The sequence below is a fragment of the Pantoea sp. Ap-967 genome (genome assembly GCF_011752565.1).
In the GTDB taxonomy this organism is placed as follows: Bacteria; Pseudomonadota; Gammaproteobacteria; order Pseudomonadales; family Pseudomonadaceae; genus Aquipseudomonas.
Window position 1 is genome coordinate 22,170 of record NZ_VWXK01000033.1, and the last position, 21,334, is coordinate 43,503.

Here is a 21,334-nt window from a genome sequence, read left to right on the forward strand (position 1 = left end):
CTAGTGCCAAGGGGTTTGCACTATTTTTCTCTCGCCCGCTGCCCCCAGGCAGAAAATTTCGGGCGCGAACCCTATCACAAAAAACGGTTCAGTCGAGGGGCGTAGGTGTACGGCTTTTGAGGGGCGTGTGCCTTGAGATCGAGCGCCGCCCGCGCGGCGCATCGCAGGCAAGCCTGCTCCTACATCTGTTTCGGGCCAGTTACGCCTGTGCCATTGCGCGCGACCGCCCTGTTCGTTCACCACGATATCGTGTCGTACGCCAGGGGGGCGCGCGCGCAGGCAACATGAACATTGGCCCGAAACAGATGTAGGAGCAGGCTTGCCTGCGATGCGCCGCGCGGGCGGCGCTCGATCTCATGGACGCCAGACATCTACAGCCTTACCCTCAGCCCTACCGCGCCCCCAATAAAAAAGACAACCGCCATGGACCAACCCAGCAACCGCATCCTCATCGTCGAAGACGACCAGCGCCTGGCCGAACTCACCGCCGAATACCTGCAAGGCAATGGTTTCGAGGTGGCGGTGGAGGGCGATGGCGCCCGTGCCGCGCGGCGCATCGTCGACAGCCAGCCAGACCTGGTGATTCTCGACCTGATGCTGCCCGGCGAAGATGGCCTGAGCATCTGCCGCCGGGTACGCAGCCAGTACCCCGGCCCGATCCTCATGCTCACCGCGCGCAGCGACGAGCTCGACCAGGTTCAGGGCCTGGACCTGGGGGCCGATGACTACGTCTGCAAACCGGTGCGCCCGCGCTTGCTGCTGGCGCGCATCCAGGCCCTGCTGCGGCGCAGCGAAAGCCCCGACAACAAGCGCCAGGCCCTGGCCTTCGGCGCCCTGCGCATCGACAACCGCCTGCGCGAGGCGTGGCTTGGCGAGCACCCCATCGACCTTACCGGCGCCGAGTTCGACCTGCTCTGGCTGCTGGCCAGCCATGCCGGGCGGGTACTGTCCCGCGAGCAGATCTTCACCGCGCTGCGGGGTGTGGGCTACGACGGCCAGGACCGCTCGATCGACGTGCGCATCTCCAGAATCCGCCCCAAGATCGGCGACGATCCCCTCCAGCCGCGGCTGATCAAGACCCTGCGCAGCAAGGGCTACCTGTTCGTCGGCGAGGCGCCATGAACCTCAACCGCTCGATCTTCCTGCGCATCTACGGCGGCATGCTCGGCGTGCTGGTGCTGGTGGCGCTGCTCGGGGCGCTCAGCCTGCACCTGGTCAACGAAGTGCGCGCCGCCCAGCACCGCGAACGCCTGGCCCAGGGCACCTTCAGCCTGATGGCCGATAACCTGGCGCAGCAGAACGACACCGAACGCAAACGCTCGCTGCTGATCTGGGAGCGCCTGCTCGGGGTGCCGCTGGTCTTGCAGCCGATCACCGCGCGCACCCTCGACGGCGGCCAGCGCGCACGCCTGCAGCGCGGCCTGGTGGTGGTGGAGAAGACCGGCCCGCACGCCGCCCAGGTGCTGCGCAGGGTCGGCCAGGAAGAGTGGCTGCTGGTGGCGCAGGTCAAGCAGGTCAGCGAGCAATTGGCGCGCGCCACCCTGTACCTGCTGGCCGACGAACTGGTGCGCTACCCGGTGACCGAGCAGCCGCAGCGCCTGGCGGACATCACCCGCAGCAAGGGCTTCGGCTTTGGCGTGGCCCTGCAGCGCATCGAGCGCGCGGGCCTGGACGATGACCAGCGCCGCCGGGTAGAGGAGGGCGACACGGTCATGGCGCTGGGCCGCGATGGCGACTCGATCCGCGTGTTCGCCGGCCTGCCGGGCTCGCCCCTGGTGCTGGAAATCGGCCCGCTGTATCAATTAAACCCGTACCCGCCGCAGTTGCTGGTGCTGATCGCCTGCCTGGGCCTGTGCCTGATCGGTCTGGTGGTGTACTTGCTGGTGCGCCAGCTGGAGCGACGGGTGTCGGGCATGGAGGTTGCGGCCACGCGCATCGCCCAGGGCAGCCTCGACACCCGTGTGCCGGCCGGCGACGCCGACTCGGTGGGGCGCCTGGCGGCGGCCTTCAATGGCATGGCCGAACACCTGCAGCGCTCGCTGAGTATGCAACGCGAACTGGTGCGTGCCGTGTCCCACGAGCTGCGCACGCCGGTGGCGCGGCTGCGCTTCGGCCTGGAAATGCTCGAAAGCGCCAGCACCGAGCAAGCCCGCGCCAAGCACCTGGCCGGCATGGATGGCGACATCCAGGACCTGGACAAGCTGGTGGACGAGATGCTGACCTACGCCCGCCTGGAGCAGGGCGCACCGGCCCTGAAGTTCCAGCGCGTCGACCTCGACGCCTTGCTCGGCCGGGTGATCCAGGAGTTGGCGCCGCTCAACAGTAAAGTGCGCCTGGTGCGCGGCGAGTGCCAGGGCCACGACGGGGCCTGGGTGGAGGCCGAACCCCGCTACCTGCACCGCGCCCTGCAGAACCTTGTGAGCAATGCCCTGCGCCACGCTGCCAGTGAGGTGCGCTTGAGCTACCAGTTGGGCCAGCAGCGTTGCCGCATCGATGTGCAAGACGATGGCCCGGGTATCCCGGAAGGCTTCTGGGACCGCATCTTCACCCCCTTCACCCGCCTGGACGACAGCCGCACCCGCGCCTCGGGCGGCCATGGCCTGGGCCTGTCGATCGTGCGGCGGATCATCTACTGGCACGCCGGCCGCGCCACGGTAGGGCGCAGCGAGGCGCTGGGCGGTGCCTGCTTCAGCCTCACCTGGCCGCGCGAGCAAGCCGCGCAGTAAGGCTTAGACGCTGATCAGGCTGAGCAGGTGGCCGTCCTGCACGCAGAACTGGCCCTGCAGTTCCACGCCGTGGTGCCATTGGGCAGAGAGGTCGGTGAGCAGGCGCAGGCGCGCCAGGCCATCGGCCGACCATTCCAGCACCTCGGCATGTTCGAAATAGAAGCGCTGGCCCGTCAGCGGGTACAGGGCCTTGAACAGGCTTTCCTTGAGCGAGAAGGTCAGGGTGACGGCCAGGCCGAGTTGGCTGCGGTCCAGGCGTTCGAGTTCGGGTGGTGTCAGGATTTCGCCCATCAGGCGCTCGGCGCGCTCGTCATCGAGCAGCGCTTCCTGATCCAGCCCGATGCCACCGCAGCTGCCGTCGGCGGCCACCACGGCGGCGGCCCAGCCTTTACCGTGGGTGATCGAGCCATGGATGCCGGCGGGCCAGATCGGCGCGCGGTCCGCGTGGGTGCCAGGTACGTAATCGCGGCCATCCAGGCGCTGCAGCGCGGCGCGGGCACAGACGCGCCCGGCCAGGTATTCGGCCTGGCGCTTGGCCACTGAGCGTTGCAGGCTGGCGCTGGGCACGATGCCGGCGCGCTGGAAGTCGTCGGCAGCCAGATGGGCAGGGTCGAAGGCGCAACTGACCAGCACCGCGCCAGGCAACGGGCGGGGCAGGGGCCAGTGGTGCTGAAGTGGGGCGCAGCAGGCGGGGATTCTGTTCATGGCGGCTATTGTGCCAGCCGTGAGCCTTGTGTGGGAGATGCGGCGCAGCTCACCTTCTTGCAGGGGCGTGCCGGCCCCGCGAAGGGCCGCACAGCGGCCCCAGCGATAATTACTTGAACACCTGCTTGAAGAACGTCTGCATGTCCGCCCACGAGCTTTTGTCCGCCGCCTCGTTGTAGCCGATGTCCGGCCCACCGTGGTCGCCATGGCTCAACCGGTCGGCATCGGGGTTGGTGAACCCGTGCTTGGCCCCGGGAATGCTGACGAACTGGTAATTGACCTTGGCCGCATCCATTTCCTTCTTGAAGGCGTCCACCTGTTGCGGGGTGACCATGCTGTCGTCCGCGCCGTGCTCGACCAGAATGTAGGCCCGCACCACGCCAGGCTTCTCCACCGGCGTCTGGGTGGCCAGTGCGCCATGGAAGCTCACCACGGCATCGAGCCTCGCGCCCCGGCGCGCAGCGTCCAGCACCACCTTGCCGCCGAAGCAGTACCCCACCGCGCCCAGCTCATGGCGGTTGGTGTAGGGCTGGCGCTTGAGCAGGTCGAGCCCGGCGTCGAAACGCTTGGCCGCCGCATCCGGGTCTTTCATCGCCTCGGCCATGAAGGCCTGGGCATCCTGCGGGTGTTCGGTGTGCTTGCCGTTGCCATACATGTCGATGGCCAGGGCGCTGTAGCCCAGGGCAGCCAGGTCGCGGGCGCGGCGCTTGGCATAGTCGTTCAGGCCCCACCATTCGTGCACCACCAGGATGCCCGGGCGTTCGCCCTTCACCGCGTCGTCGTAGGCGTAGTAGCCGATCAGCGCGGTGCCGTCGGCGTCCTGGTAACGAATTTCTCGGGTCTGCACTGCCGCTTGGGCGAGGGCGGCGCTGCACATCAGAACTACGGCCAGCAGGGCGCGCATGGTCACTACTCCTTGTTTTGCACTCGAATCGTTCAGCCGCGGTTCAGCCAGGGTTCAGCCGCGGTTCAGGGCACCCTGCTTACTCTAGCTTCCAGACCGCAACAGCGCATTCAACTGGAGTAAGAAGTCATGAAAACCTTCAACACCCTGCTCGCTGCCATGGCCGTTTGTGCCGCCGGCATTACCACTGCCCAGGCCGCTGACGACAACTTCGCCAGCCTGACCTACGGCCAGACCAGCGACAAGGTTCGCAAGTCTGGCCTGCTGCAACGCAACACCGACAACCTCAATGCCGACGGCATCATCGGCAAGGATGATACCTGGGGTGTGCGCCTGGGCCAGATCAACGACCAGGGCCGCTACTACATGACCTACGACAACGTGTCGGGCGACCACAGCGGCCTGAAGCTGCGCCAGGAAAACCTGTTGGGCAGCTACGACCTGTTCCTGCCGGTGGGCGATACCACCAAGCTGTTTGGCGGTGCCAGCCTGGGCCTGACCAAGCTGACCCAGGACTCGCCGGGTGCCAGCCGTGATACCGACTACGGTTATGCCTATGGCTTGCAGGGCGGTGTGATCCAGGACATCACCGACAAGGCCTCGGTGGAGCTCGGGTATCGTTACCTGCGCACCAACGCGGCCACCGAAGTGGGCGACCACGGAGGGCCGAAAGACGGTACCCTGCGCCTGACCAGCAGCGCCCAGACGTACCTGGCGGCCACCTACAAGTTCTGATCGCGCTATGCTGTGCCGGCCGCTTCGCGGGGCAAGCCCGCTCCTGCAAGGGATACGCAATCCTCTGTAGGAGCGGGCTTGCCCCGCGAAAAGGCCGGCACAGGCACTACCCAATCAAGGAGCCTCACATGAAACTGCTGGTGGTCGAGGACGAAGCCTTGCTCAGGCACCACCTCCACACGCGCCTGGGCGAAAGCGGCCATGTGGTCGAAGCCGTGGCCGACGCCGAAGAAGCGCTCTACCAAACCGAACATTTCCATTTCGACCTGGCCATCATCGACCTCGGCCTGCCGGGTATCAGCGGCCTGGAACTGATCGGCCGGTTGCGCGGGCAGGGCAAGGCGTTCCCCATCCTTATCCTCACCGCCCGCGGCAACTGGCAGGACAAGGTCGAAGGCCTGGCCGCCGGTGCCGACGACTACCTGGTCAAGCCCTTCCAGTTCGAAGAACTCGAAGCGCGCCTGAATGCCTTGCTGCGCCGCTCCAGCGGCTTCACCCAGTCGACCATCGCCGCCGGCCCGCTGCTGCTCGACCTCAACCGCAAGCAGGCCACCCTGGATGACAAGCCCCTGGCCCTGACGGCCTACGAGTACCGCATCCTCGAATACCTGATGCGCCATCACCAGCAGGTGGTGCCCAAGGACCGCCTGATGGAGCAGCTGTACCCAGGCGACGAGGAGCGTGACCCTAACGTCATCGAAGTGCTGGTTGGCCGCCTGCGGCGCAAGCTCGAAGGCGACAGCGGCTTCAAGCCGATCGACACGGTGCGCGGCCTGGGCTACCTGTTCACCGAGCGCTGCCGATGATCCGTTCGCTGCGGGTGCGCCTGATGCTCGCGGCGGCGGTGCTGGCGCTGTTGTTCATGCTGGCGCTGTTGCCAGCCCTGCAGAAAGCCTTCAGCCTGGCGCTGCAGGAGTCGATCGAGCAGCGCCTGGCCTCGGACGTGACCACGCTGATCTCTGCCGCGCGCATCGAGCACGGCCAGTTGCAGATGCCTGACCTGCTACCCGACGAGCGCTATAACCTGCCCTACACCGGCCTGCTCGGCTATATCTTCGACCGCGATGGCAACCTGGTGTGGCGCTCGCGTGCCACGGCCGACAAGCACATCAACTACCAGCCGCGCTACGACGGGCGCGGCAATGAGTTCGCCCGCATCCACCAGGGCGATGGTGAAGAATTCTTCGTCTATGACGTGGAGATCAAGCTGCTGGGCGGCCAGAGCGCGGCCTACAGCATCGTCGCCCTGCAGCCGCTGAGCGAATACAAGGCCACCTTGCATGGCCTGCGTGAAAAGCTTTACCTGGGCTTCGGCGCAGCCTTGCTGGCGCTGATGGTGCTGCTGTGGGCCGGCCTGACCTGGGGCCTGCGTTCGCTGCGCCGGTTGAGCCACGAACTGGACGAGGTGGAAGCGGGTGCGCGCGATGGCCTGAGCGGTGAGCACCCGCGTGAATTGCTGCGCCTGACCCGCTCGCTGAACCGCCTGCTGCGCAGCGAGCGCGAGCAGCGCACGCGCTACCGCGACTCGCTGGGCGACCTGGCGCACAGCCTGAAGACCCCGTTGGCGGTATTGCAGGGCGTTGGCGAGAGCATGTTGCAGCGCGACGGCGAGCGCGAGCAGGCACGGGTGCTGCAAAGCCAGATCGAGCGCATGAGCCAGCAGATCGACTACCAGCTGCAGCGCGCCAGCATGCGCAAGAGCGGCCTGGTGCGCCACAGCGTGCAGTTGCTGCCAGTGCTGCAGAGCCTGTGCAGCACCTTGGCCAAGGTGTACCGCGACAAGCAGGTGCAGGTGGACCTGCAAGTGCCCGAGCAGGCGCGCCTGCCAATGGAGCGCGGCGCCCTGCTGGAGCTGCTGGGCAACCTGCTGGAGAACGCCTACCGCCTGAGCCTTGGGCAGGTGCGGGTTACCCTGCAGCAAGCGCCGGGGGTGCTGACCCTGTGCATCGAGGACGACGGGCCGGGCGTGCCGGCCGACCAGCGCGAGCGGATACTTGAGCGTGGCGAGCGGCTGGACCGCCAGCACCCGGGGCAGGGCATCGGGCTGGCGGTGGTGAAGGATATCGTCGACAGCTACGACGCCCAGCTGAGCCTGGGCGATTCGCCCTTGGGTGGGGCAGCCTTCAGCATCACCTTCCACCTTGATTAACCAGTTCGCGAGCAACCCCGCCCTGTAGGAGCGGGCTTGCCCCGCGAAGAGGCCGCCCCTGCCTAAAAGGGTCAGGCGGATTCCCGCCATCCCCCCTGTACATTTCCCGCCACCGGGCGGAAATCCGCCACACCCTCCCGCGAAATTGCCCTGTCATTGGGCATTCATACCCAGCAAACAGGGCATTTGCACCCTGGATGGGCATTTTGGCATCGCCCTTGCTATCTCATTGGCAGAGGCCTGCCCAGGCAGCTCGAACACAACGACAAATCCCTCCAGGTGCAGGAGGGTTAGCGATTCAGGTGCCCAACCACCCTGGGAAGGGTGAAGGCGGCACACTTGAGGAAAATTAGCCATGACGACACGTCAGCCGCTGTACAAATCCCTGTATGTCCAGGTGTTGGTCGCCATCACCATCGGTATCCTGCTCGGCCACTATTACCCTGAAACCGGCGTCGCCCTGAAGCCGCTGGGTGATGGCTTCGTCAAACTGATCAAGATGGTCATCGCGCCCATCATCTTCTGTACCGTGGTCAGCGGCATCGCCGGCATGCAGAGCATGAAGTCGGTCGGCAAAACCGGCGGCTACGCGCTGCTGTACTTTGAAATCGTCTCCACCATCGCCCTGATCATCGGCCTTGTGGTCGTCAACGTGGTCCAGCCGGGCGCCGGCATGCACATCGACGTCACCACCCTGAACGCCAGCAGCGTGGCTGCCTATGCCGCCGCCGGCGCGCAGCAGACCACCGTCGGCTTCCTGCTCAACGTCATCCCCAACACCGTGGTTGGCGCCTTCGCCAACGGCGACATCCTGCAAGTGCTGATGTTCTCGGTGCTGTTCGGTTTCGCCCTGCACCGCCTGGGCAGCTACGGCAAGCCAGTGCTCGACCTGATCGACCGCTTCGCCCATGTAATGTTCAACATCATCAACATGATCATGAAGCTCGCGCCTATCGGTGCGCTGGGTGCCATGGCCTTCACCATCGGCCAGTACGGCGTTGGCTCGCTGGTGCAACTGGGCTACCTGATGGCCTGCTTCTACATCACCTGCCTGCTGTTCGTGCTGGTGGTGCTGGGCGGTATCTGCCGCGCCCACGGCTTCAGTGTCCTCAAGCTGATCCGCTACATCCGTGAAGAGCTGCTGATCGTGCTGGGTACTTCCTCCTCGGAATCGGCCCTGCCACGCATGCTGGCCAAGATGGAGCGCCTGGGTGCGAAGAAATCGGTGGTTGGCCTGGTGATCCCGACTGGCTACTCGTTCAACCTCGACGGTACTTCGATCTACCTGACCATGGCCGCGGTATTCATCGCCCAGGCCACCGACACGCACATGGACATCACCCACCAGATCACCCTGCTGCTGGTGCTGCTGGTGGCCTCCAAGGGTGCTGCCGGCGTGACCGGTTCGGGCTTCATCGTGCTGGCTGCCACCCTGTCGGCGGTTGGTCACCTGCCGGTGGCAGGCCTGGCGCTGATCCTTGGCATCGACCGCTTCATGTCCGAAGCCCGCGCCCTGACCAACCTGGTCGGCAACGCCGTGGCCACCGTGGTCGTGGCCAAGTGGGTCAAGGAAATGGACAACGACAAGCTGGCCTCGGAACTGGCTTCCGGCGGCGGCCCGCTGGTCGATACCCGTCCAACCGACGACCTGGGCGTGGCTGAAGGCCCATCGCGTTGAGCGTGATGATGTGAACAAGAAGGCGACCCTCGGGTCGCCTTTCTTATGCCTGTGTCGGACCCTTCGTGGGGCAATCTAAATATCTAACGGATATTTTTGTAGGAGCGGGCTTGGCCCGCGAAGCAGGCACCGCGGTGCATGGCACCGGCTTCGCCGGTGTTCGCGGGGCAAGCCCGCTCCTACAGCAGCAGGGCTATTCGACGCGGGTTTCCCCGCTGTACACCAGAATCGCCCGGCAGCGCCGGCACAAGTACCGCCGCCCCTGCCGGACCAGCTTGTGCCGCTGCGCAGTGAACGGGAAATCACTTTCCGGGCACGGGCAGCGGTAGATGTAGCGCGTCACCACCCGCCGCTGTACCTCATAGTTGTGGCAGCGATTGGGCGGCAGTTCATACACCCCGCGCATGATCAGCTGCCATTCCTCGCCATGGGCCTGGATACGGTCACCGAACAGTTGGTGGGCCACCAGGTGCGCCACCTCGTGGGCCACGGTCTGGCGCAGGAAGTCTTCCTGGTTGTCGCGGTACAGCTGCAGGTTGAAGCGCAGCAGGTTCTCGTGCAGGTGCGCAACGCCAGCCTTCTGCCCGCGCAGCTTGAAGCTGACTTCCGGGCGGGGGAAGGGGCGTTTGAAGAAGGCTTCGGCTTGCTGGTAACAGGTTTCGACGCGTTGTTTAAGCAGCTCGGGCATGGCGGGGCGGTTCTCCTGGCCGGGCATTATGCCGCAAGCAGGGTGCGGCTGCCGAGCCACCGGTCAGCAGCGGCCCAGGCAGACAAAGGCCGCCTTGCGGCGGCCCCTGGCTTGATGCCCCAGTGTTGGTCACTCTAATTGGTATACATCGGCCCCACGCCCAGGCCCCAGATGATCACGGTGGCCGCCATGATCGCCACCAGCACCACCAGGCCCACTGCCAGCACGGAGCTGGAGAACAGGAAGCCTTCGTCGGTCGGGATGTTCATGAAGGTCGGCAAGCCGACATACAGCAGGTAAACGGTGTAGCAGATGGCTGCGGTCCCCAGCAGCATGCCCAGCCACAGGTGCGGATAAAGCGCCGCCAGGCCGCCCAGGAACAGGGGCGTGGCCGTGTAGGTGGCGAACGCCACGCACTGCGCCATGGACGGGTTGGCGTCGTAGGTGCGCGCCATCCAGTGGATGAACGCGCCCATCACCGCCACCCCGGCGAGCATCGCCACGTACGACATGATGCTCATCCACACAGCGCTTTCCATGGTCAGCATCACCGCTGGCCGCCCGCCAATCACCCAGCCCACCTGGGTTGTGCCGATAAACGCCGAAATGGCAGGGATCGCCGCCAGAATCAAGGTATGCGTCAGGTACATGTGGCTGATGCTTTCTTCTTCGCCACGAATTTCCCGCCACTCCTGGTCGGGATGGGTAAACAGCCCCACTACGTGATGAATCATGCCGGTCACTCCTCTCAGTGTTGCCAACCGCCCCCCACATGGAGCGCAAGCGGCCCGAGGCCAGGAAACCGTAGCAATGCGGTAATGTGGCCTTATTTCGCAGTATAGGAAGCCCGTTACTGCGTCCACCCGGCTTTTTAGAGCAAATTGCACTGTCGGGAAGGTTGCTGATTCCCTTGAAGTCTTTGTCGGAATCCCTACAGGTGCGCGTGGTTTGTGCGTAAAATAGCCGGCTTTTGTCACACCTCGCGGATCCAAGCGCTATGGGCACCCTCTCGGTCAACCAGAACAAACTGCAAAAACGCCTGCGTCGTCTCGCCGGCGAAGCCATCACCGACTACAACATGATCGAGGATGGCGACAAGGTCATGGTCTGCCTGTCCGGCGGCAAGGACAGCTACACCATGCTCGACGTTCTGTTGCACCTGCAGAAGGTGGCACCGATCAAGTTCGAGATCGTTGCGGTGAACATGGACCAGAAGCAGCCGGGCTTCCCCGAGCACGTGCTGCCGGCCTACCTGAAGGAACTGGGCGTCGATTACCACATCGTCGAGAAAGACACCTACTCGGTGGTCAAGGAGTTGGTGCCCGAAGGTAAAACCACCTGCTCGCTGTGCTCGCGCCTGCGCCGTGGCACCCTGTACACCTTTGCCGACGAAATCGGCGCGACCAAGATGGCCTTGGGGCACCACCGCGACGACATCGTCGAAACCTTCTTCCTCAACATGTTCTTCAACGGCGCGCTCAAGGGCATGCCGCCGAAGCTGCGTGCCGACGATGGCCGCAACGTGGTGATCCGCCCGCTGGCCTACTGCAGCGAAAAGGACATCCAGGCCTATTCGGACATGAAGGAATTCCCGATCATCCCGTGCAACCTGTGCGGCTCGCAGGAAAACCTGCAGCGCCAGGTGGTCAAGGACATGCTGGTGGACTGGGAGCGCAAGCACCCCGGCCGTACCGAGAGTATCTTCCGTGCCATGCAGAACGTGGCGCCGTCGCAGTTGGCCGACCGCAACCTGTTCGACTTCACCAGCCTGAAGATCGACGAGAACGCCACCCCACGTTTCCTCGACGTGGTGAACCTCTAAGCCCATGCGCGATTACCAGTGGCTGCATGAGTATTGCCTGAACCGCTTCGGCTCGGCCCAGGCACTGGAAGCGTTCCTGCCGCAGCCGCGCACCCCGGCGCAGCTGCGCGGCATTGGCGATGATCGCTACCTGTCGACCCTGGCCCTGCGCGTGTTCCGTGCCGGGCTCAAGCACAGCCTGGTGGATGCCAAGTGGCCGGCTTTCGAGCAGGTGTTCTTCGGCTTCGACCCGGAGAAGGTGGTGCTGATGGGCGCCGAGCACCTGGAGCGGCTGATGCAGGACGAGCGCATCATCCGCCACCTGGGCAAGCTCAAGAGCGTGCCGCGCAATGCGCAGATGGTTCTGGACATCGCCAAGCAGCAGGGCAGTTTCGGCGCGTTCATCGCCGACTGGCCGGTGACCGATATCGTTGGGCTGTGGAAGTACCTGGCCAAGCATGGCAACCAGCTGGGTGGGTTGTCGGCGCCACGGTTCCTGCGCATGGTGGGCAAGGATACGTTCATTCCCACCGATGACATGGCGGCGGCGCTGATCGCGCAGAAGGTGATCGACAAGCAGCCCACCAGCCAGCGCGACCTGGCCCTGGTGCAGCAGGCGTTCAATCAATGGCACGAAGAGAGTGGGCGACCGCTGTGCCAGTTGTCGGTGATGCTGGCGCATACCGTCAACCATTGAATCCGGCGTGGCCCATTCTCCCTGTAGGAGCGGGCTTGCCCCGCGAATGGGCCGCCAAGCGGCCCCCAACGTCAAAGCCCTTCGCCCGCCATACGCCGCTCGAACTGAAACTTCCAGCGCACATACAAAAGCCCGGCAATGAACAACCCCAGGCTCACCAGCACTTCAAGCCAGCCAAACACCGCCCGCCCCGGGTCGAACGCCGCCAGCACGCCCTTGATGAAATAGATGTTCACCACGAAACACGTCCAGGCATGCGCCCGCGCGCTGCCGCTCAGCATGCCCGGCAGCAACAGCAGCAGCGGCACCAGCTCGATCGCCAGAATCACCCCGACCCGCGCCCCATGCAGGTTGGCGAACCACAGGTTGTTCACCACCAGCAGCGCGATCAAGCCAAGGTAGAAGGCCAGGCTCAATGCCCGCGTCAGGCGCAGGCGCGGCGCCAGCCATTGCAATGGCGGCAACACCTTGGGCTTTCTAGTCACGCGCGGCCTCCAGGGCCTTGGCGGTGCTTGCCAGGCGTTGGCCCAGGGCACGGCACAGGGCGATCTCGTGCGGGTCCAGTTCACGCTTGCCGTCGGCGCCGGCATGGTGGCTGGCGCCATACGGCGTGCCGCCGCCGCGGGTTTCCAGCAGCGCCGACTCGCTGTAGGGCAGGCCCATCACCAGCATGCCGTGGTGCATCAGCGGCAGCATCATCGACAGCAGGGTGGTTTCCTGGCCGCCGTGCAGGCTGGCGGTGGAAGTGAATACCCCCGCGGGCTTGCCAACCAACTCGCCCCCCAGCCACAGGCTGCTGGTGCCGTCGAGGAAGTATTTCAACGGCGCTGCCATGTTGCCAAAGCGCGTTGGGCTACCCAGCACCAGGCCGGCGCAGTGGCGCAGGTCGTCGAGGGTCGCGTACAGCGCGCCGCTGGTGGGGATGTCCGGGGCCACCGCTTCACATTCGGTGGAAATGGCCGGCACCGTGCGCAGGCGTGCTTCCAGGCCGGCCAGCTCGATGCCGCGGGCAATGTGCCGGGCCATCTCGCTGGTGGCGCCGTGGCGGCTGTAATACAGCACCAGGATGTACGGCGCACTCACGGCAGGATCTCCAGCACCTTCTCGGGTGGGCGGCCGATCACGGCCTTGTCACCGGCGACCAGGATCGGCCGTTCGATCAGCTTGGGGTGCTGGGCCATGGCGTCGATCAGCTGCGCATCGGTGAGTGCCGGGTTGGCCAGTTCCAGGGCCTTGTATTCGTCTTCACCGCTGCGCAGCAGTTGGCGCGGGGTGATGCCCAGCTTGCCGAGCAAGGCCTTGAGGGTAGCGGCGTCGGGCGGGGTTTCCAGGTAGCGCACGATGGTCGGCGCCAGGCCGCGTTGTTCAAGCAGTTCCAGCGCGCCGCGGGATTTCGAGCAGCGCGGGTTATGATAGAGCGTCAAGTCAGTCATGTCGGGTCGCATCCAGCTGGGTGTGGCGGCTATTCTAACCGCAGCGACTGACCTATTTGCTTGAAACTTCGAGAAGGATTGACCCATGGCAAGGCGTCTGGCAGCAGTACTGGCCATCACCGCGAGCCTGTTGCTCGGTGGTTGCGGTGCCGATTACGGCATGGACCAAGATGGCAAGACGGTAAAGGCAGAACAGATCGATGGGCACTGGGTGGTGCTCAATTATTGGGCGGAGTGGTGCGGGCCGTGCCGCACCGAGGTGCCGGAACTGAACCAGGCGGCCAAGCAGTGGGCGGCCGAGGGCATCAAGGTGGTGGGGGTGAATTTCGATGGCCTGCAAGGGCCGGAGCTCAAGCAGGCGGCCGATGCGTTGGGCATCGGGTTCACCGTGCTGGCCCAGGACCCGGCCGAACGCTATGAGCTGCCACGCAGCGAGGCCTTGCCGGTGACCTACATCATCGATGACAAAGGCAAGGTGCGCGAGCAACTGATGGGCGAGCAAACCCTGGAAGGGCTGCAGGCCAAGATCAAGGCCCTCAAGGGCGCCTGACCCACTTGGGCCGCTTTGCGGCCCAAATCGCCTTCAGCCTTCTTCAGGCCAGAACCGCAGTGGCTTGCCCTCGGCGGGCCAGAAGCGCAATTGCTCGGTCTTCGACACATCCCAGCGCTGCACCGTCTCCAGCGCCTGCAGGAAGCGTTTTTCCTGCTCCATCAACGCCGGCGCGCACAACTTGCGGGTTTTGCCGACCTTGCCGAAGCTCAGTTGCTCGCCATCGAGCGTGTAGGGCGCGAACCAGTGGTTGCAGCCGGCATTGCCATAGGCGCGGCCATCGCTGGCCAGGGTCAGGGTCAGGTGGCTGTAGTCGATCAGCGGGCGTTCGCCGATCCACTCCAGCACATAGCTGCGCTCCTGTTCGAGCTTGGACGGTTCGGCGGCGCAGCCGAGCAGGCCGCTGGCAACCAGCAGGCCGGTCAGCAGATGCTTCACTCGGCGCTCTCCTGGCAACGCGGGCACAGGTGCTTGTCGCCACGGCTGGCCCAGCCCAGCTCGGCAACACGGGCGCTGGCGGCTGGCTGGCGGGCCTGCTTGCCGAGCTTGGCGTCCACCGCGAACTCGAAGTCCAGCACCGCGTCGCAGCTGTCGCACTCAACTTTCCAGGTGAGGATTTCCAGCTCGTTGAACACCGGGCCACTGGCCACGGCAACCCACTGGCCACGCGGGTTGATCAGGTGGCGCACGCTCTCCACGGTCAGGCGCATGGCCAGGTCCTTGCTGCCCTTGAGGGTCACTACCAGGACATCGCCCTTGTGCATCGAGCCACCGTTGCCGGTGACCTGGTAACGGCCCGGCAGCAGGGCGCGGCACTCGATCAGGGTGTGTTGCGGGTTGAAAAGGGTGTAGCGGAAATCGTGCTCGACCATGGGTCCTCCAGAAATGCCGCGTATCCTAGCATCAACCGCTGACCAGATTCTGCGGATTGCCCGCCGCCCAGCGGATGATGTTGTCCAGCGTGGTGCTGGCGATCGCGGCCAGTGCTTCCTGGGTCAGGAAGGCCTGGTGGGCGGTGATGATCACGTTGGGGAAGGTCAGCAACCGGGCCAGGACGTCGTCCTGCAGCGGCTGGTCGGAACGGTCCTCGAAGAACAGCTGGGCTTCCTCTTCATACACATCCAGGCCCAGGTAGCCGAGCTGGCCGCTTTTCAGCGCGTCGATCAGCGCCGGGGTGTCGACCAGCGCGCCGCGGCCGGTGTTGATCAGCATGGCGCCGGGCTGAAGCTGGGCCAGGCTTTGCGCATTGATCAGGTGCCGGGTGTGCTCGGTGAGCGGGCAGTGCAGGCTGATGATGCGCGCTTGCTGCAGCAGCTCGGGCAGCGGCAGGTAGCGGGCGCCGAGGGCCAGCAGTTGCGGGTTGGGGTAGGGGTCGTAGGCCAGCAGCTGGCAGCCGAAGCCGGCCATGATCCGGGCGAAGGCCTCGCCGATCTGCCCGGTGCCGATCACGCCGACGGTTTTGCCGTGCAGGTCGAAGCCGGTCAGCCCGTGCAAGGTGAAGTCGCCTTCGCGGGTGCGGTTGTAGGCCCGGTGCAGGCGCCGGTTCAGCGCCAGGATCAGCGCCACGGCGTGCTCGGCCACGGCGTGCGGCGAATAGGCGGGCACCCTTACCACGCTAAGGCCCAGGCGCTTGGCGGCAGCCAGGTCGACATGGTTGTAGCCGGCCGAACGCAGGGCGATCAGGCGCGTGCCACCGGCGGCCAGGTGTTGTAGCACCTGGGCGTCGAGTTCGTCGTTGATGAAGGCGCAGACCACCTCGAAGCCCTGGGCCAGGGCGGCGGTGCCCGGGGTCAGGCGGGCGGGCTGGAAGTGCAGTTCCAGGGCGCTGGCCTGGGCGGCTTGGGTGAAGCTTTCCTGGTCGTAGTGCTGGCTGCTGAACAACAGGGCGCGCATGGTGGGGGTCCTTTTAGATCAGGCGTTGGTGAGCGATTGCGCGCCGCTGCGCGGCGCATCGCGAGCTCTGCTCGCTCCTACCAAGGCGGTGGCGGGTCAGAATCGGTAGGAGCGAGCGAAGCTCGCGATGCGCCGCACAGCGGCGCTCGATCTCACAGGCGCCACATCCCTCAAACCGCGCCCAAACGCTCACGCGCTCAACCGTGCCTGGGCCGCCAGGCGGTTGATGGCGGCATCCAGCTCATCCAGCGCCTGCTGCGCCTGCGGATTCTCCTGCTTGAGCAATGTCTCGCTGCGCTGGCACGCCGCGCGCAACTGCGGCACGCCGCAATAGCGCGAAGCCCCATTCAACCGGTGCACCTGTTCGATCAGGGTAGTGCGGTCCTCGGCCTCCCGCGCGGCCTGAATCGCCCTGCGGTCGCTTTCCAGCGATGCCAGCAACATCGCCAGCATGTCCGCCGCAAGGTCCGGCTTGCCAGCCGCCAGGCGCAACCCTTCGTCCGCGTCGAGCACCGGCAGCTCGTGGCCTTCGTCCTGCAACTCGGTGGCCTGCTCCAACGGCGCCGCTCCCAAGCTCAAACCGGTCCACTTCATCACCACCTGGGCCAGCTGGCGCTCGCTGATCGGCTTGGTCAGGTAATCATCCATGCCGCTGTGCAGCAACGCCCGCTTCTCGTTGGCCATGGCATGGGCGGTGAGCGCAACGATCGGCAGCGGGCTGCTGCTCTGGGTGTTTTCCCACAAACGAATTTGCTCGGTGCAGGCACGCCCGTCCATGCCCGGCATTTGCACGTCCATCAGCACCAGGTCGAAGGGCTCGGCCTGCACCGCCTGCACGGCGGTGTAGCCATTGTCGACCGCCACCACCTCGGCGCCGAGGTCTTCCAGCAAGGTCTGCACCAGCAGCAGGTTGGCGGCGTTGTCGTCGACGCACAGAATTCTCGCCCGGCGCTCGCCGCCGTGGTTGTGCCCCGGCTCGCCCAGCTGGCGGCGCGGCTGCACCAGCTCCAGCAGCAGGCGGCGCAGCTTGCGCGTGCAGGTCGGCTTGGACAGCAGCTGGCCATGGCCATTGGGCAGGAAGGGGTGGTACAGCGCCTGCTCGGTGGTTGGGCACAGCACCACGCACTGGCAATTGAAGCGCTCCAGTTGCTGGTGGTACTGGCCAAGCTGCTCGGGCGAGAGGTTGCCCAAGTGGGCCCCGAGCACGGCGAACTCGAACGGCATGCCGGCCTGGAACCCGGCCTGCACGCCTTGTAGCAGTTGGTCGAAGGTGGCGAACAGGCTGACGCTCAGGCCGCAGTCCTCCAGTTGATGCTCCAGGGCCTGGCGCGCCAGTTCATGGCCGTCGACGATGGCGGCGCGGCGGCCCAGCAGCGCCTGCAGCGGCTGGTCGTCGATGTCGTCGTGGGCCTTGGGCAGGCTCAGGCTGATCCAGAACTGCGAACCTTCGCCGGGTGTGCTGTCGACGCCGATCTCACCGCCCATCTGCTCGATCAGGCGCTTGGAAATCACCAGCCCCAGGCCCGTGCCGCCTGGCTGGCGGGCCAGCGAGTTGTCGGCCTGGCTGAAGGCCTGGAACAGGGTACGCACATCCTGGGGCGACAGGCCGATGCCGGTGTCCTGCACGCTGATGCGCAGTTGCGCACTGTCTTCATGCTCGTCTTCAAGCATGGCGCGCACGACGATGGTGCCTTCACGGGTGAACTTGATCGCATTGCTCACCAGGTTGGTGAGGATCTGCTTGAGCCGCAACGGGTCGCCGATCAGCGACGATGGCGTGTCGCGGTAGATCAGGCTGAGCAGTTCCAGCTGCTTGGCGTGGGCGGCGGGGGCGAGGATGGTCAGGGTGTCCTGAACCAGGTCGCGCAGGTTGAACGGAATGCTGTCGAGCACCAGCTTGCCGGCCTCGATCTTGGAGAAGTCGAGGATCTCGTTGATGATCCCCAGCAGGTTGTCGGCGGATTTTTCGATGGTGCTCAGGTAGTCCAGCTGCCGCGGGGTCATCTCGCTTTTCTGCAGCAGGTGGGTGAAGCCGAGGATACCGTTGAGCGGGGTGCGGATTTCATGGCTCATGTTGGCCAGGAACTCCGACTTGATGCGGCTGGCCTCCAGGGCTTCCTTGCGCGCCATGTCCAGCTCGATGTTCTGGATCTCGATGGTTTCCAGGTTCTGGCGCACGTCCTCGGTGGCCTGGTCGATGCTGTGCTGCAGCTCCTCGTGGGCGCTGTGCAGGGTTTCGGCCATGCGGTTGATGCCACGGGCCAGCTCGTCCAGTTCATGGCTGCCCATGGCGGGCAGGCGTTCTTCCAGATGCCCGTCCTTGAGCTGGTTGACCGCGTGCTTGATGCGCGCGATCGGGTTGTTGATGGTGCGGCTCATGCGCATCGCCAGCAGACCGCTGAGGGCCAGGCAGGCGAGAATCAGCAGCACGCTGGTAAACAGGTTGCGGTAGCCACGCAGCAACATGCCATCGTGGGTCAGTTCGATCTCGACCCAACCCAACAGGCGCTCGGCCTCGGCGGGCACGGCGTCGGTGGCAAGGTCGCGGTGGTGGCCGAACACCGGCATCAGGTAGCGGGTGGCATCGTTGCTGGTGCGTTGCAGCAACTGGGTGCCGGTGCCGCCGCTGGGCGCCTGGTTGATCATGCTTGGGCCGGCGTGGGCCAGGCGGCTGCGGTCCGGGGCGAGGAAGGCCACCGCGCGCACGTCGGGCTGCTCCAGGGTTTGCGAGGCGATGCGTTCCAGCTGCGCCGGCGTCTGTTTGGCCAGGGCAGGGGCGGCCAGCGGCGCCAGCTGTTCGGCAATCATCTTGCCGCGTTGCAGCAACTGGGTGCGCAGCTGGTTCTGCTGCAGCCAGGTGAAGTAGCTGCCCAGCACCAGCGCCATCAGGCTGGCTGGCAGCAGCGCCAGCAACAGCACCCGGCTTCTGATTCCCAAACGATCGAGCACACTCGCCTCCTGTGATGTGCCTGCATGCCGTCGGCGCAGCGACGGACCAAAGCGGAAAGTTACTCCGCTGGCGGTGCTATTGCACCCTTTGTCTGCCAATTGTTGATGCACTCGCGGCATTGGTCGTGGAGCGGTTGCCTGGAAACCGGGCATGCACAATAATCGCGCAACTGAGAATGGATGGCAGTTGCCAATGAATCCTGTAACTAATCATACCTCCAGCATCCTGGCCATCGAGGACGATCCGGTCCTGGGCGCCTACCTGCACGAAGAGCTGCAGCGCGGCGGGTTCCAGGTCACCTGGTGCCGCAATGGCCTGGACGGGCTGGAGACGGCCGGCCGCCAGGCGTTCGACGTGGTGCTGATGGACATCCTGCTGCCGGGCCTGAACGGCCTGGACGCCCTGGCCGTGTTGCGCCAGCGCAGCAGCACGCCGGTGATCCTGATGTCGGCGCTGGGGGCCGAGGCCGACCGTATCAGCGGCTTCCAGCGCGGCGCCGACGACTACCTGCCCAAGCCGTTCAGCATGGCCGAGCTGCAGGTGCGCATCGAGGCGATTCTGCGCCGGGTTGCCCTGGAGCGGCGCAACCAGCCGCTGCTGGATGCCACCAGCGACCAATTGCAGTTCGATGACGGCCTGTGCGATGTCAGCCTGGCCGGGCAGTGCGCGGGCCTGACGCCCAGCGAGTACCGCCTGCTCGACATCCTGCACCGCAACCTCGACGAGGTGCTGAGCAAGGCCTTCCTTTACCAGCAGGTGCTGCAGCGCGGCTACTCGCGGCATGACCGCAGCCTCGACATGCACGTCAGCCAGATCCGCCGCAAGCTCAAGGGCATCGGTTACCACGAGCGGCAGGTGCGCACGGTGTGGGGCAAGGGCTACGTGCTCAGTGTCGGCGAGGCAGACTGAGCCATGCTCGACCGCCATTCGCTGTTCTGGAAACTGGCCATCCTGCTGGTGGGCTTCTGCCTGCTGATGATTGGCCTGAGCTACACCTGGGGCCGGCACATGGAAACCCAGAACGCCTTTCTCGACGAGCCGGCCCGCGAGGTGCTGCGCGGCTACGCCAGCGAGGCCGAGCAGGCCTGGCGCAGCGGTGGCCGCGAAGGGCTGGACCGCTGGGTGGCGTTGATGCACGGGCGTGAACATGGCTGGGTCGGCGTGCTCGACCCTAGCCTGCGGCCCTTGAACAGCGCCGTGCTCGGCCCGGAAATCATGCAGCGGCTGACCCGCCTGCGCGGGGTTGACTGGCCGATGAGCCGGCGCAGCATCGCCCAGCCCTGGCTGCGTATTCCGTTTCCAGGGGCGCCGGAGCAGGGCATGCTGATCATCGAACTGCCGCAGCGGCTGAACCCCGGGCATTACAGGGTGGCCTGGCAGGTGGTCACCAACGGCATCATTCCCGGCCTGTTCACCTTGCTGCTGTGCGTGGGCCTGTACCGCATGCTGATCGTGCCGCTGAACCAGTTGCGCGAGCAGGCCAATGCCTGGCGCGCCGACCAGCTCTCGGCGCGGCTGGACTCGCGCACCATCGCCCGCCACGACGAGTTGGGCGAGCTGGCCCGCGCCTTCGACCAGATGGCCGAGCGCCTGCAGGGCACGGTGGCCATGCAGCAGCAGTTGCTGCGCGACTTGTCCCATGAAATGCGCACGCCGCTCAGCCGCCTGCGCGTGGCCTGCGACGGCGAAACCGACCTGGCCCGCCTGCGCGAACGCCTGGGCCGCGAGGTGGACTGCATGCAGCAACTGGTGGAAGGCACCTTGCAACTGGCCTGGCAAGACGCCGAGCGGGCCCCGATGAACCTGGAGCCGATCCAGGTGCCGGCGCTGTGGGAGTTGCTGGTCGAGGATGCCCGCTACGAAAGCGGCTGGTTACCCGGGCGCCTGCGCTGCGAGGTGGCCAACCACTGCTGGGTGCAGGGCAACCTCAACCACCTGGCCCAGGCGCTGGAAAACATGCTGCGCAACGCCATCCGCCATTCGCCGGAACATGGTGTGGTGCGCCTGGGTGGGCAGCGCGAGGGCGGGTACTGGCGGCTGTGGCTGGAGGATGAAGGTGGCGGGGTGGCCGAGGAGGACCTGGAGCGGATCTTCGCGCCGTTCTCCCGGCTTGACGGCTCGCGGCCGGGTGACGGCGGGTTTGGCTTGGGGCTGAGCATCGCGCGCAGTGCGATCCAGCGCCAGGGCGGGACCTTGTGGGCTGAAAATGGCAAGCGTGGCCTGCGGCTGTGCATGCGGTTGCCGGTGCATGTGCCGGCCCCAGCGCGGGACAAGCCCGCGCCTACAGGGGTACCGCAAGCCCTGTAGGCGCGGGCTTGCCGTGAAGCAGGCGACACCCTTATAGCGTGTAGCTATAGCAACCACAGATTGCGTGATATGGCCGCAGGAGGTTTGCCGGTATGATAGGCGCCCCTGCCGTCCGGAT

Annotated in this window: 21 protein-coding genes and 1 pseudogene; 11 read left to right on the top strand and 11 right to left on the bottom strand. The window is 65.6% G+C overall.

Annotated features, from left to right (window positions below):
* Positions 1 to 423 precede the first annotated feature (423 nt).
* Both F3J45_RS24965 and F3J45_RS24970 read left to right on the top strand, forming a co-directional pair.
* Positions 424 to 1,122, top strand: coding sequence for a response regulator transcription factor (locus F3J45_RS24965; RefSeq protein WP_167069468.1), 699 nt, complete (start codon positions 424 to 426; stop codon positions 1,120 to 1,122).
* Positions 1,119 to 2,726: an ATP-binding protein gene (locus F3J45_RS24970; protein ID WP_167069470.1), complete on the top strand. Its 1,608-nt coding sequence runs from the start codon at positions 1,119 to 1,121 to the stop codon at positions 2,724 to 2,726. Before F3J45_RS24965 ends, F3J45_RS24970 begins: the two co-directional genes overlap by 4 nt.
* Positions 2,727 to 2,729: 3 nt before the next feature.
* Here F3J45_RS24970 and F3J45_RS24975 read toward each other — a convergent pair whose 3' ends face one another.
* A complete protein-coding gene (locus tag F3J45_RS24975; RefSeq protein ID WP_167069472.1) occupies positions 2,730 to 3,431 on the bottom strand; it encodes a 4'-phosphopantetheinyl transferase in 702 nt (233 codons plus the stop codon).
* Positions 3,432 to 3,540: 109 nt separating this feature from the next.
* Positions 3,541 to 4,335, bottom strand: a complete 795-nt coding sequence (locus F3J45_RS24980) for a dienelactone hydrolase family protein (protein ID WP_167069475.1) — start codon at positions 4,333 to 4,335, stop codon at positions 3,541 to 3,543.
* Between the two features lie 129 nt (positions 4,336 to 4,464).
* Between F3J45_RS24980 and F3J45_RS24985 the strand changes: the two genes are divergently transcribed.
* The 4 genes from F3J45_RS24985 (at position 4,465) to F3J45_RS25000 (ending at position 8,897) form a co-directional block, all read left to right on the top strand.
* The gene (locus F3J45_RS24985) at positions 4,465 to 5,070 is read left to right on the top strand and encodes an outer membrane beta-barrel protein (protein WP_167069476.1); all 606 of its coding nucleotides are present in this window, start codon (positions 4,465 to 4,467) and stop codon (positions 5,068 to 5,070) included.
* Between the two features lie 128 nt (positions 5,071 to 5,198).
* On the top strand, positions 5,199 to 5,876 hold the full coding sequence (locus tag F3J45_RS24990) for a response regulator (RefSeq protein ID WP_167069478.1): 678 nt from the start codon (positions 5,199 to 5,201) through the stop codon (positions 5,874 to 5,876).
* Complete coding sequence (locus F3J45_RS24995) at positions 5,873 to 7,219, top strand: ATP-binding protein (protein WP_167069480.1); 1,347 nt, start codon at positions 5,873 to 5,875, stop codon at positions 7,217 to 7,219. Before F3J45_RS24990 ends, F3J45_RS24995 begins: the two co-directional genes overlap by 4 nt.
* A 355-nt stretch (positions 7,220 to 7,574) precedes the next feature.
* Positions 7,575 to 8,897, top strand: coding sequence for a dicarboxylate/amino acid:cation symporter (locus F3J45_RS25000; RefSeq protein ID WP_167069482.1), 1,323 nt, complete (start codon positions 7,575 to 7,577; stop codon positions 8,895 to 8,897).
* A gap of 193 nt (positions 8,898 to 9,090) precedes the next feature.
* Here the strand turns inward: F3J45_RS25000 and F3J45_RS25005 are convergent, their stop codons facing one another.
* Entirely contained in the window at positions 9,091 to 9,585 is a 495-nt protein-coding gene (locus F3J45_RS25005; RefSeq protein WP_167069484.1) for a SprT family zinc-dependent metalloprotease, read from the bottom strand.
* A 134-nt stretch (positions 9,586 to 9,719) separates the two neighbouring features.
* The gene (locus F3J45_RS25010) at positions 9,720 to 10,316 is read right to left on the bottom strand and encodes a Yip1 family protein (RefSeq protein ID WP_370526476.1); all 597 of its coding nucleotides are present in this window, start codon (positions 10,314 to 10,316) and stop codon (positions 9,720 to 9,722) included.
* 266 nt (positions 10,317 to 10,582) lie between these two features.
* On the opposite strand from F3J45_RS25010, the pseudogene ttcA reads away from it, so the two are divergent.
* Together ttcA and F3J45_RS25020 are read left to right on the top strand one after the other, a co-directional pair.
* Positions 10,583 to 11,359 (top strand): annotated as a pseudogene (gene ttcA, locus F3J45_RS25015) (tRNA 2-thiocytidine(32) synthetase TtcA); the annotation flags it as partial.
* A gap of 52 nt (positions 11,360 to 11,411) precedes the next feature.
* Positions 11,412 to 12,083 (top strand): DNA-3-methyladenine glycosylase I, encoded by a 672-nt coding sequence (locus F3J45_RS25020; protein ID WP_167069490.1) that lies wholly within the window; start codon positions 11,412 to 11,414, stop codon positions 12,081 to 12,083.
* A gap of 71 nt (positions 12,084 to 12,154) precedes the next feature.
* Here F3J45_RS25020 and F3J45_RS25025 read toward each other — a convergent pair whose 3' ends face one another.
* The 3 genes from F3J45_RS25025 to arsC are packed head-to-tail and all read right to left on the bottom strand — an operon-like array spanning position 12,155 to position 13,516.
* The gene (locus F3J45_RS25025; RefSeq protein WP_167069491.1) at positions 12,155 to 12,568 is read right to left on the bottom strand and encodes a DUF2069 domain-containing protein; all 414 of its coding nucleotides are present in this window, start codon (positions 12,566 to 12,568) and stop codon (positions 12,155 to 12,157) included.
* On the bottom strand, positions 12,561 to 13,166 hold the full coding sequence (gene wrbA, locus F3J45_RS25030; RefSeq protein WP_167069493.1) for an NAD(P)H:quinone oxidoreductase: 606 nt from the start codon (positions 13,164 to 13,166) through the stop codon (positions 12,561 to 12,563). Before wrbA ends, F3J45_RS25025 begins: the two co-directional genes overlap by 8 nt.
* Positions 13,163 to 13,516, bottom strand: coding sequence for an arsenate reductase (glutaredoxin) (gene arsC, locus F3J45_RS25035; RefSeq protein ID WP_167069495.1), 354 nt, complete (start codon positions 13,514 to 13,516; stop codon positions 13,163 to 13,165). Before arsC ends, wrbA begins: the two co-directional genes overlap by 4 nt.
* Positions 13,517 to 13,601: 85 nt before the next feature.
* Here arsC and F3J45_RS25040 point away from each other — a divergent pair, with 85 nt between their 5' ends.
* The gene (locus F3J45_RS25040) at positions 13,602 to 14,066 is read left to right on the top strand and encodes a TlpA disulfide reductase family protein (protein WP_167069497.1); all 465 of its coding nucleotides are present in this window, start codon (positions 13,602 to 13,604) and stop codon (positions 14,064 to 14,066) included.
* A gap of 33 nt (positions 14,067 to 14,099) precedes the next feature.
* Here the strand turns inward: F3J45_RS25040 and F3J45_RS25045 are convergent, their stop codons facing one another.
* From F3J45_RS25045 to F3J45_RS25060, 4 genes are all read right to left on the bottom strand, one after another.
* Entirely contained in the window at positions 14,100 to 14,504 is a 405-nt protein-coding gene (locus F3J45_RS25045) for an META domain-containing protein (protein WP_167069499.1), read from the bottom strand.
* On the bottom strand, positions 14,501 to 14,938 hold the full coding sequence (locus F3J45_RS25050) for a hypothetical protein (protein WP_167069501.1): 438 nt from the start codon (positions 14,936 to 14,938) through the stop codon (positions 14,501 to 14,503). The genes F3J45_RS25045 and F3J45_RS25050 overlap by 4 nt, the downstream gene beginning before the upstream one ends.
* Positions 14,939 to 14,969: 31 nt before the next feature.
* Complete coding sequence (locus F3J45_RS25055) at positions 14,970 to 15,959, bottom strand: 2-hydroxyacid dehydrogenase (RefSeq protein WP_167069503.1); 990 nt, start codon at positions 15,957 to 15,959, stop codon at positions 14,970 to 14,972.
* Between the two features lie 189 nt (positions 15,960 to 16,148).
* Entirely contained in the window at positions 16,149 to 18,908 is a 2,760-nt protein-coding gene (locus F3J45_RS25060) for a response regulator (protein WP_167069505.1), read from the bottom strand.
* Between the two features lie 193 nt (positions 18,909 to 19,101).
* Here F3J45_RS25060 and F3J45_RS25065 point away from each other — a divergent pair, with 193 nt between their 5' ends.
* Positions 19,102 to 19,818 carry a response regulator transcription factor gene (locus F3J45_RS25065; RefSeq protein WP_167069507.1) on the top strand — a complete coding sequence of 239 codons (717 nt, stop codon included), beginning with the start codon at positions 19,102 to 19,104 and terminating at the stop codon, positions 19,816 to 19,818.
* A gap of 3 nt (positions 19,819 to 19,821) precedes the next feature.
* Positions 19,822 to 21,216 (top strand): sensor histidine kinase, encoded by a 1,395-nt coding sequence (locus F3J45_RS25070; RefSeq protein WP_167069509.1) that lies wholly within the window; start codon positions 19,822 to 19,824, stop codon positions 21,214 to 21,216.
* Positions 21,217 to 21,334 lie beyond the last annotated feature (118 nt).

Bases quoted from the DNA above. Each gene is read 5' to 3' on its own strand.
- F3J45_RS24990 (WP_167069478.1), top strand. From the start codon at position 5,199: ATGAAACTGCTGGTGGTCGAGGACGAAGCCTTGCTCAGGCACCACCTC.
- F3J45_RS24980 (WP_167069475.1), bottom strand. From the start codon at position 4,335: ATGCGCGCCCTGCTGGCCGTAGTTCTGATGTGCAGCGCCGCCCTCGCC.
- F3J45_RS25065 (WP_167069507.1), top strand. From the start codon at position 19,102: ATGAATCCTGTAACTAATCATACCTCCAGCATCCTGGCCATCGAGGAC.
- arsC (WP_167069495.1), bottom strand. From the start codon at position 13,516: ATGACTGACTTGACGCTCTATCATAACCCGCGCTGCTCGAAATCCCGC.
- F3J45_RS25040 (WP_167069497.1), top strand. From the start codon at position 13,602: ATGGCAAGGCGTCTGGCAGCAGTACTGGCCATCACCGCGAGCCTGTTG.
- F3J45_RS25005 (WP_167069484.1), bottom strand. From the start codon at position 9,585: ATGCCCGAGCTGCTTAAACAACGCGTCGAAACCTGTTACCAGCAAGCC.
- F3J45_RS24965 (WP_167069468.1), top strand. From the start codon at position 424: ATGGACCAACCCAGCAACCGCATCCTCATCGTCGAAGACGACCAGCGC.
- F3J45_RS25020 (WP_167069490.1), top strand. From the start codon at position 11,412: ATGCGCGATTACCAGTGGCTGCATGAGTATTGCCTGAACCGCTTCGGC.
- F3J45_RS25055 (WP_167069503.1), bottom strand. From the start codon at position 15,959: ATGCGCGCCCTGTTGTTCAGCAGCCAGCACTACGACCAGGAAAGCTTC.
- F3J45_RS24995 (WP_167069480.1), top strand. From the start codon at position 5,873: ATGATCCGTTCGCTGCGGGTGCGCCTGATGCTCGCGGCGGCGGTGCTG.
- F3J45_RS25070 (WP_167069509.1), top strand. From the start codon at position 19,822: ATGCTCGACCGCCATTCGCTGTTCTGGAAACTGGCCATCCTGCTGGTG.
- F3J45_RS25050 (WP_167069501.1), bottom strand. From the start codon at position 14,938: ATGGTCGAGCACGATTTCCGCTACACCCTTTTCAACCCGCAACACACC.
- F3J45_RS24970 (WP_167069470.1), top strand. From the start codon at position 1,119: ATGAACCTCAACCGCTCGATCTTCCTGCGCATCTACGGCGGCATGCTC.
- F3J45_RS24985 (WP_167069476.1), top strand. From the start codon at position 4,465: ATGAAAACCTTCAACACCCTGCTCGCTGCCATGGCCGTTTGTGCCGCC.
- F3J45_RS24975 (WP_167069472.1), bottom strand. From the start codon at position 3,431: ATGAACAGAATCCCCGCCTGCTGCGCCCCACTTCAGCACCACTGGCCC.
- F3J45_RS25000 (WP_167069482.1), top strand. From the start codon at position 7,575: ATGACGACACGTCAGCCGCTGTACAAATCCCTGTATGTCCAGGTGTTG.